This window comes from uncultured Lutibacter sp. (genome assembly GCF_947493565.1).
GTDB lineage: Bacteria > Bacteroidota > Bacteroidia > Flavobacteriales > Flavobacteriaceae > Lutibacter > Lutibacter aestuarii.
The window spans coordinates 19,931-29,136 of record NZ_CANLRG010000014.1; the positions used below are offsets into that span (position 1 = coordinate 19,931).

At 27.8% G+C, this 9,206-nt stretch carries 11 protein-coding genes; all 11 read left to right on the forward strand.

Features of this window, described 5'->3' with window-relative positions; all coding sequences use genetic code 11:
* The first annotated feature begins 21 nt into the window (after window positions 1-21).
* Window positions 22-303, forward strand: a complete 282-nt coding sequence (locus Q0714_RS13915; protein ID WP_298266119.1) for a hypothetical protein — start codon at window positions 22-24, stop codon at window positions 301-303.
* A gap of 349 nt (window positions 304-652) precedes the next feature.
* Entirely contained in the window at window positions 653-991 is a 339-nt protein-coding gene (locus Q0714_RS13920) for a hypothetical protein (protein ID WP_298266121.1), read from the forward strand.
* A 5-nt stretch (window positions 992-996) separates the two neighbouring features.
* Window positions 997-1,149, forward strand: coding sequence for a hypothetical protein (locus Q0714_RS13925; RefSeq protein ID WP_298266123.1), 153 nt, complete (start codon window positions 997-999; stop codon window positions 1,147-1,149).
* Between the two features lie 1,246 nt (window positions 1,150-2,395).
* A complete protein-coding gene (locus Q0714_RS13930; protein WP_298266125.1) occupies window positions 2,396-3,199 on the forward strand; it encodes a CPBP family intramembrane glutamic endopeptidase in 804 nt (267 codons plus the stop codon).
* 139 nt (window positions 3,200-3,338) lie between these two features.
* Window positions 3,339-4,328: a hypothetical protein gene (locus Q0714_RS13935; RefSeq protein ID WP_298266127.1), complete on the forward strand. Its 990-nt coding sequence runs from the start codon at window positions 3,339-3,341 to the stop codon at window positions 4,326-4,328.
* A gap of 21 nt (window positions 4,329-4,349) precedes the next feature.
* Complete coding sequence (locus Q0714_RS13940) at window positions 4,350-4,574, forward strand: hypothetical protein (protein WP_298266129.1); 225 nt, start codon at window positions 4,350-4,352, stop codon at window positions 4,572-4,574.
* A gap of 166 nt (window positions 4,575-4,740) precedes the next feature.
* Window positions 4,741-5,727, forward strand: coding sequence for a type I restriction enzyme HsdR N-terminal domain-containing protein (locus Q0714_RS13945; protein ID WP_298266131.1), 987 nt, complete (start codon window positions 4,741-4,743; stop codon window positions 5,725-5,727).
* 183 nt (window positions 5,728-5,910) lie between these two features.
* Window positions 5,911-6,972 carry a YbjQ family protein gene (locus Q0714_RS13950; protein ID WP_298266133.1) on the forward strand — a complete coding sequence of 354 codons (1,062 nt, stop codon included), beginning with the start codon at window positions 5,911-5,913 and terminating at the stop codon, window positions 6,970-6,972.
* Between the two features lie 949 nt (window positions 6,973-7,921).
* The gene (locus Q0714_RS13955) at window positions 7,922-8,131 is read left to right on the forward strand and encodes a hypothetical protein (protein WP_298266135.1); all 210 of its coding nucleotides are present in this window, start codon (window positions 7,922-7,924) and stop codon (window positions 8,129-8,131) included.
* Window positions 8,132-8,395: 264 nt separating this feature from the next.
* Window positions 8,396-8,614 carry a hypothetical protein gene (locus tag Q0714_RS13960; RefSeq protein WP_298266137.1) on the forward strand — a complete coding sequence of 73 codons (219 nt, stop codon included), beginning with the start codon at window positions 8,396-8,398 and terminating at the stop codon, window positions 8,612-8,614.
* Window positions 8,614-8,919 carry a type II toxin-antitoxin system RelE/ParE family toxin gene (locus tag Q0714_RS13965; RefSeq protein WP_298266139.1) on the forward strand — a complete coding sequence of 102 codons (306 nt, stop codon included), beginning with the start codon at window positions 8,614-8,616 and terminating at the stop codon, window positions 8,917-8,919. The genes Q0714_RS13960 and Q0714_RS13965 overlap by 1 nt, the downstream gene beginning before the upstream one ends.
* The last annotated feature ends 287 nt before the right edge of the window (window positions 8,920-9,206 follow it).

Below are 9,206 nucleotides of genomic sequence, written 5' to 3' on the forward strand. Positions count from 1 at the left end.
ACTAATTAAATAATTATTGAAATGAAAAAAAATGTTTTATCAATTTTAGCTGGAATTGGATTTTTAGCAATCGTATTAGTTTCTTTCGGAAATTCATCAAGTAGTAATTTGTCTAGCAGCTCAGTCGACTCACTAGATTTTATTCAAACTGGACAAAAATATAAAATTAGCGCAGGTGTTGGAACAAAAAAAGTTACAGTACTTCAAAAATTAGGAGATAACTGGGTAAAAACTAGTCTTGATTATGATGGTAGTATTGGATATCTCAACGTTGTAAGTGGAGCTTATGTAGTAGCAAACTAGCTACATATAAAAAAACTACTTTATCAACGACTAATTTTCTTAATTGGGAATTCAAGTAATTTAAAATAAGTATTGTAATTTAAATTCATTGAGAAAAAACTTTATCATTGAATTAAATCATAATGATAGTTTTAATTCTATGATAATAGATTATGTAATCATATTTATAGATTAGGAACAACTCACAACACCATTTGTGGGTATTTTTCGAGTAGAAACTGTCAGATTTTCATAAGAAAAAGATAGATTCTCATTAAAATTTTCTCAACAACTTTAAGATTACGAATATTCAATTGTCAAATTAAATAATTGAATTTGATTGAATAAATTAATATAACAAAAAACAAGTATGAAAAATTTTATTTTATTACAAACAGGAGGTTCAAGTATTACATCTATAATTCCATTTATAATTATTGGTGGAATCATTTATTTAGTATACATAAAAAATAAAGGTAAGAAGATTAGTAAGGTTATACCTTTTACAATTCTCGGAGGTATTTTAGGAATTCCTTTGAGTTATTTTTTCCAATCATATTATTCAAGCATCGGTTCATATTTAGAACATATTGAGAGTGTTATTAATAATAAAGATTTAATGATTGGTGTTATAATTAGTATCATAATCTTTTGTTTGATTGGTGCTATAACTGGGTATATAATAGATAAAATGAATAAACAAAAATAAAAAATATGAGTACAAGTTGTTATTATTGTGACGGTAGAGGAGAAAAATCTTGTTATTACTGTGACGGAACTGGATATAGAGGTTCAAAAAGGTGTAGTTCTTGTCACGGAAAAGGATATAAGAAATGTACAAGTTGTAATGGTAGAGGATATAAATAAAAACCAGAAAATCATTTAATTGATAAAAAACTACCCACAACAACTCATATAATTTATGCTTAAATTTGAGTTAAAAGAAACGATTAACATTCAACAAACCGATTTGCTACGTCCGAAAAATCTCCGATTTTCCAGTCGCACAAATCATATAAAAGACCGTTAACCACAACAGGGCAAAACGATTTAGTTGGTTATGAATAAGTTGATTAACAAATTAAAATTAAGTTCTTTAAGTTAAATTGTGCGATTTCAATCCTTTTTTGGGAACTAAACGCAAGAAAAATTTAGTTTTTTAACAAAAAAAAAACTAGGTTGAAAAATGAATAGTTTAAATGAATAATTCGTTTGCGTTCTGACTCGTTCTTTTCCAAAAAAGGCGTAATTGAAAACTTTAAGCTACCAACCTAAATGCAATGAAATTGATTTTGTATCTAGATTCTGATTTGCTTAATCAATGCTGAAAAGAGGATTTAAATACTTTTGGCTGGCATTCTGATTCGGTTGATTTTGGAGTAAATATTTAAGGCTAGTTTTTGCCTAAAGTTGGGTGCTGCCCTACTGTGGCTAACAATGCACATAAAAAATTGCTTAATTTTCTAAAATTGAATGTTTCTAAAATAAAAAAATACTAAATTTAAAACTTGAAAAATTGCTAATCAAAATCGCAACTTTTCATGTACTAAACCGTTAGCTAAAATGGAGGATGAAACTCGGATTTTAGAAAAGTTCATAAAAAGATTGATTAAACTAAATGATAAATTCTAGATTGATTTTAAGAAAATAATATGATTTAAAATTATAACGGAACGATTTGCCACTCAAACCGATTTTGAAAATTGAAACGGAAAAAAACTCATTGAAACTCTAAAATGATTGAGCAATGAAAACGGAAAAATCATTGAAACGCAGAAAGATTAACTGTACGATTTTGAGCAACGAAAACGGAATGATTTGAGCAACGAAACTCAAAAAAGTTTTTAAAGATTATTTTTCTTAAAATGAGAAATTTAAGATTTGAGCAAATTAAACGACTTGAATAGCAAAACGCTGAAGGAAAATAAATTGAATTGAAAATGATTACAATAATGATAAAAAAACCACTTTAGCTAACACTGGGTTTATTTCATTGCTTGCTTGTTTTACGTACGACAAGCCTCTGATTAGCCAAATGTTTAAGATTTTTAATTAACTTTGAGTTAAACTAACGCAACGAAATCAAACCCAAAACCGTTAGCTGTAATTATAAATGAACATTCTCAAAGCATTCTTATTTACTGCATTATTAATAGCATTTCAGGTTGCTATATCATTAGGATTTTATGAATTTATAGAACCCCAAGTGAAAAATCATATAAGCAATGAGAACTTAATTCATTATTTTGGAATTACGAGTAGAGTACCTTTAATCCTATCATATACAACAATATTTTTGCTCTTTTTTAGAACCAATTTTGAGTGGAATAATGGAATTGATAATTTAAAGAAATTGAATTTAAGAATTATATTTTACATTTTAATATTAACAGTTGGACTTGAATTTTTTGATAGACCTTTTTTTGACTTTAGCAATATTATTGACTACTTAAATGGAATTGAACTTGAACCATTTGAATATTCAGAAAGCTCAAACATTTCTCTGATTTACAGAGGTATTACAGCTCTAATTCTCGCTCCAATATTTGAAGAACTTCTCTTTAGAAAATTAATCTTCACAAGATTATTGAAAAAATATTCCTTGAATATATCAATCATAACGTCAAGTATATGCTTCGCTTTAATTCATCTTCCTGGCTATAGAAATCTTTTACCGACTTTCATTTTTGGAATTATATCTTGTTTAATATATTATAAAACTAAGAACATTTATTATTCAATAATCCTTCATTTTCTTACCAATTTATCTTGGATGTTATTTGCAAATTATGGCGGAGTATTTTATGAATGGATTATCGGACTTAAATTTAATTTTATTTATTGGGCATTATTTGGAATTGGAACATTAATGACATATTTCGGATTAAAAAAAATAACAACAGCTAACACTGTATAAAAAAAATTGCTAAATCCATAAAACAGAATGGTTCTAAAACAAAATAATACTAAATTTAAACATCGGAAAATTACGGTTAATAAACCGCAACTTTCCTTATACTAAAACGTTGTGTGTCATTAACCAAAATAACCTAAAAATGAAACATATTATATTTCCATTAACCTTTTTAATTACATTTTTTTCTTTTGGGCAAATAAGAATAGATATTGAAAGTATCGATATTCTTGACGAAACTACAATAAGTGTTAAAGTTTTCGCTCAAAATTTAGGTGCAAGAACTACACTATGGAATGTTAACACAAGTAATAATTATCAAAACGAAACAAATCTAAATTTTAGTGTTGAATACGATTATATTCCAACAGGAAATCATATTATTTTACCGCCTACCTCAATATCAATAAAAACAATATATGGAGGAGCAATCTCTATGGAATCACCGTATTACCAATTTGATTCTACAGGTAGTGAAAGTGGAGAAAAATGGGAAATAATATTTCATCAATTACCAAGAGAAAGTGGTAATGTGATAGTAAATATACTTGGAGAAATGAGAGTTGTAGGTGATATGCCTTTGGCCGAAGAAGCAAGAAAAGAAAAATTAGAAGAATTTTATGCAGTAAAGGATTCTAAAATCTTTGATTACAAAGAATTCTACCCCGAAGATTATAGAAGAATAAAAGATGATTTAAAAACAACAATTCTTAATTTTATTTCAAATAATAATCTAAATAATATTTCGGGATATATAAATTTTATAGTAGATAAAGACGGAAATACAAACATCGATATTTCATTTAATTTAGAGAAACTTAACAAATTTTTGGAGAAAGAATATTCTGAAACCAAACTTAAACCTACTTCTAAACTTGGTTATCAATTAAAATCAAATGCTAAATATGATATAACTTATTCAAAGGGTAAGGTTAGATTAACAAAGAAGGAAGGCAAAATAAGTAAAACGAATATTGAATTACCTAAAGAACTATCTGAACTGTTCAGAAAAAAAACTGACTATATGGGTAAATTTACGATTTACTATGATGTTTTTATCTTGAATGGTAAAGTTTCAAAAGAATCAAAAATTGATGTTCAAAACTATAAGTTTGGTAATTTCAAATTATAATTTTAAACTATTTCACGATTTATGGAATACAAAAAAGACTCATCTGAAAATGAATATTTAGAAATTCCTTTGGGTTGGGATGACCCAAATGCTAAATTAAGAATAACACACATTTCAAAAAACAAAACTGTTAGGTTGAATAAATGTGATAATAATAACAAAATTTATCCAGGACCAGAATTTGACTATGAACACGTTCCAAAATTGATTGAGTCTTTAGCGAAAATTTATAATGACAAAAAATAACGCCACACAACACCGGCTATAGTTCATTGCTTCTGACTTTCCTCTCGGAAAGTCCTCGCAAATTTGCTATCTTCGGTTTTCGGCGGAAAATCCTCGCGGATTTTCACGCAACGAAACCATAGCCAAACACGTTGGCAACAAGCTAAAAAAACCGAGAAAACCGAAAATGAACAACGAAAAATGGAATGAAATCTGCTTTTTATTATCCGACAATATTCGGACTGATATTAGCGAAAGTGATTTTGAACAAAATGTAGTCCAAGCTTTAAGAGTTTTGGATTGGAAAGAATATTCTGGAGATATAGAAATTCGACCTTCCTTTCAAGTTGGTGCCTCAAACAGAATTACACCTGATTTTGTAATAAAAGATTCCGATAATAGAAAATTGTTCGTGATTGAAATTAAACAACCAAACATTCCACTTAATTCAAGATTCCAACAACAGTTATTTTCATATATGCGTCAGTTAAAACTCGAATACGGAATTTTAATTGGACAAGGAATCCAAATTTTTTACGATGGAGATTTAGCAAAACAAGAAGACCCAATACTTTTAGAAACAATAAAGTTCACAAAGGATAATGACAAAGGCTTAAAATTTGTCGAAATATTTGCTAAAGAAAATTTTAACCAAGAATCATTGCGGAATTTCACTCTTAACGGATTAAAAAAATTAAATCGCAGAGAGGAACATAAAGAACTGACAAAAAAACTACTCGACGAAAATTATCAAGAAAAAATATCGGAACTTATAAAACAAGATTTTCTTGACGAATATGATGGAGAATTAATTGAGTCTGTTTTGGAAAATTTGAGAATTGAAATTAGAGCAAAAAATGCACTACCAACGCAAAGTGAATTACCAAAAAGAGAATTTTCTAAAGAAAGAATAGTTGACTATTCAAATGGAATTTTACCAATTGAATTAAATCCGTCAACGGAATCTGAATTTAAAAAGAGACTTTTATTGACCAAAACAGCTTATATCACGACATTTTATAAAAACGGAACTTCTAAACAAAAAGTTTGGAATGCAAACAGATTTAGAGAAACTTCGGGAGTTTTAGGAAATTTAAGGTCAAGACCAGAATTCAGAAATGGAGAATGGCAAAAACTCGGAATTGAAAAAGTTTTAGTTTCGATTGACAAATAAAAATCGGATAGAAAAGCCAGTTGCCAACAATGTGTATAATTCATTGCTAGTTATAGCCTACTTACGAAAGTCCTCGCGGACTTTCTATCTGTGATTTATTTGCTAACTTTAGTGCTTAAAAACGCAACGAAATCATACACTAGACCGTTGCCCACAACTAATGCGAAAAAAATTATATGAAAAATGGAACAAGAATTTATTATCACTTCAACGAACAATATTGAGGGAGGAAATGTATCAAAATACTTCGGAGTTATTAACAATAACGTAGTTGTTGGTACGAATTTGTTTTCAGATATTGGAGCATCATTTTTAGATATTTTTGGAGGAACTTCAAGTTCATATCAAAATAAGCTTAAAAACATTTATGAGACTTCTATTCAAAACTTAAAAGTTAAAGCACGAAACCTCGGAGCAAATGCTATTTTAGGATTATCAATAGACTTCGATCAGATTTCAGGAGGCAATAAATCTATGTTTATGATTTCTGTTTCGGGAACAGCTGTTCTTGTTAATTATTCATCAAATAAAAATGAGAATAACAATTTAAAACTGAAAGAATCTATATCAAATGACATTTTAACGAATGAGTTAACAAAAAAACAGATAATTAATAAAGCTCAAAAAGATTTATTACTCACACAAGAGGAATGGCATTTTATTCAACAGAACCCTATTTTGAGTATTTCCGAAAAATTATTAACTAATTTTTTAAGAGTTTATGGAAATACAATTCCAAAAGATAGTGATAACGGAAAAATTTTAATAAATAACATTACTAATTATTTTAGAATATTAGAGAAAGAAACTTCGACAAATATTCTATATGAGAAACTGATTGAAAATCCAACACAAATATTTGATTTTATAAAAATCAATAATCTTTTTTCTCCTGAAAAAGTGTTATGGTTAATAGAAAAAGGAGAAATTGGAGTTGCAATTATTTGTTTAAATATTAATAAAGAAAATTATTCAACAAATGATTTATCTCAAATGATTAAAATCATTGAATATCTTGAGAATCTTGAGGATAAAGGAAGTATTAAATCTTCAAAAAGTTTATTAGGTAAAGATAAAGAGAAATATATTTGTCCTAATGGTCATTCAAACGATGTAGAAAAAGAATTTTGTGAAACATATGGTTGTTTGTTAAATATCAAAGGTTTATCAGTTGGACAAATTGAGCAGATTAAAGAATTTAAAATTAAAGTTGAAACTTTGAGTTCACTATTAAAACAAAATTAGCAGTGGGCAACAACTCATAAAATTTATGCTTAAATTTGAACTAACACAAACGACAAACATTCAACTAACGATTTGCTACGTCCGAAAAATCTCCGATTTTCCAGTCGCACAAATCTTATAAAAACCCGTTAACCACAACAGGGCAAAACGATTTAGTTGGCTATGAATGAGTTGATTAACAAATTAAAATTAAGTTCTTTAAATTAAATGTGCGATTTCAATCCTTTTTTGGGAACTAAACGCAAGAAAAATTTAGTTTTTTAACAAACTAAAAACTAGGTTGAAAAATGAATAGTTTAAATGAATAATTCGTTGGCGTTCTGACTCGTTCTTTTCCAAAAAAGGCGTAGTTACAAATCTTAAACTACCAACCTAAATGCAATGAAATTGATTTTGTATTTAGATTCTGATTTGCTTAATCAATGCTGAAAAGAGGATTTAAATACTTTTCGCTGGCATTCTGATTCGGTTGGTTTTGGAGTAGATATCTAAGGCTTGTTTTTGCCTAAAGTTGGGTGCTGCCCTACTGTGGCTAACAATGCACATAAAAAATTGCTTAATTTTCTAAAATTGAATGTTTCTAAAATAAAAAAATACTAAATTTAAAACTTGAAAAATTGCACCTTAAAATCCGCAACTTTTCATGTACCAAACCGTTGTAATTAATAGCTCGATTGAAATTCGGTCATAAATAAAATGAGATTAAATTGAGTTTAATAAAATGATTTTTAGTAAATTACAGATTGAATATTGAATCGAATAGAATTTGAGCAACGAATTGATTTTAAAAATCGTTTAAAGATAAATTGAACATTAATGATAAATTCTGAGTTCACTTCCACTCCACCGATTTGAGAGTTGAAACGGAAAAACTCAATGAGTTGCAAGATTTTAAAATCATAACGGATTGAGCCTTGAAACGAAAAAAAATTGCAAAAAAACAAGTGAAATGATAAATTCTAAACCAAATAATAAATTAAATCGCAAGGACTATTTATTTTTAACTGTATGCTTAATTATTTTTTTTACTGTAATTATGTATATATGGGGATATGGAGATTTAAAAGGCACTGAACTTATTGCTTCTATTATTGGAGTTATTATTGCAATTCCCATTGTATTGTATGTGTTAAAAAAATTATATGAGGAACAAAGATGAAAAACCTTGAAAAATACTTAAATTCATTTATCAGCAGAACGTGTCGCTAAAAAATTACAACAATGCGTATAATTTATGCTTACTTTTAAACTAAATATTAACCGACAAACATTCAACAAACGATTTGCTACGTCCGAAAAATCTCCGATTTTCCTAACGCACAAATCATAACTCTAAACCGTTGGGCTTCATACAACCGAAAAAAAATTAGTTTCAAAATATAAACCGATTTTTTTGTAACTTTGAATTTAGAAATAACATATTATGAATATTCAAACTTCTAAAATAGAACTAGTAAAAATGATTCTCAACATTGATAATGACAAATTCATTGAAAAAATCACGGAATTTATTCAAAAAGAAAAAGTCGATTTTTGGAATGAACTGAGTTTATCTGAGCAAAAAGAAATTCAAAAAGGAATTAAAGAATTGAATAAAGGAAAAAGAGTTGAATACTCTGACTTTTTGAAAAAAATTTCTTAATGAAAGTATTTTTATCAGAATTAGCTGAAAATAAGCTTTTAAAATTGAGCGATTTTCTACTGGAGAATTGGAATTTAAAAGTTCGCAATGATTTTATTAAAAAATTAACTTCTAAAATTGACCAGATTTCAGAACAACCTGAAAGTTGTCCACAATCTTCCGAGTTTAAAGGACTTTTTAAATGTGTCGTAACAAAACAAACAACTTTCTACTATAGAATAAACTTTGGCAGAAATGAAATTGAGATTATAACAGTTTTTGACACAAGACAAAATCCAGACAAATTAGAAAAAGACATAAAATAAGTACGAAAGCCCAACAACGCATATAAAAAATTGCTGCATTCCGTAAAATAGAATGTTTCTAAAATTAAAAAATATTATATTTAAACATTGAAAATTTACGTTTATAAAACGCAACTTTTCATATTCAAACTCGTTAGCTGCAAGTGAAATCCATGTACTTTCCTGAAATAGGTTGACTAAAAGTTAGACAACTTAAACAACGAAAGTATAAAAGAACAAAAAGTACCCTGTCGAAAAAAATCCTATGAGAAAATAGGTTTCGATTTAAAATTACTCATTATTGACCA